Below are 546 nucleotides of genomic sequence, written 5' to 3' on the forward strand. Positions count from 1 at the left end.
TGCGGATGCCACACCCCACAATCTTCCGTAATGGGGATTACTTCATGAATTTCATCAACATTCAGGTCGCCTCCGGTTCCGTAGTAACTTTTCAACAAGGGAGACACAGCTTTGTACCAACGCTCCAAAACCTCTTTTTTACGAGGATCTTTAGGATCAAAATTGATTCCGGATTTAGCACCTCCAATGGCCGGACCCGAAACAGTAAATTTCACTTCCATAGTCTTGGCAAGCGATAAAACCTCGTTTGCATCCAAGCCAACGCGCATTCTCGTACCGCCACCGGCAGCTCCTCCGCGAAGGGAATTGATCACTGTCCACCCTTCCGCTTCAGTTTCAGGGTCTTTCCAGTTAAATATAATTTCAGGGGATTTTTCTTAATATCCTTAAATCGAATGGCTTGCTCGCCTTTAGTGATAGAGAAATAATATTTGAGTAGGAAGGTATTGGACTGTACGAGCATCCGCTCAAATTCATTCACTTGCTGCATGAAGACCTCGTATTCTTCAGGGCTGCAAAAACCGTTCACAGGCTCGACTACGGCAC

At 45.8% G+C, this 546-nt stretch carries 1 protein-coding gene and 1 pseudogene; both read right to left on the minus strand.

Translation table 11 applies throughout. The features are described from left to right. On the minus strand, nucleotides 1-314 hold a 314-nt coding region (locus MKP05_RS22070), incomplete at its 3' end, for a Glu/Leu/Phe/Val dehydrogenase dimerization domain-containing protein (protein WP_369127990.1). Further along, nucleotides 311-546, minus strand: a pseudogene (locus MKP05_RS22075) (hypothetical protein); the annotation flags it as partial. The pseudogene MKP05_RS22075 and the gene MKP05_RS22070, both read right to left, overlap by 4 nt.

This window comes from Halomonas flagellata (genome assembly GCF_022487945.1).
GTDB lineage: Bacteria > Pseudomonadota > Gammaproteobacteria > Pseudomonadales > Halomonadaceae > Halomonas > Halomonas flagellata.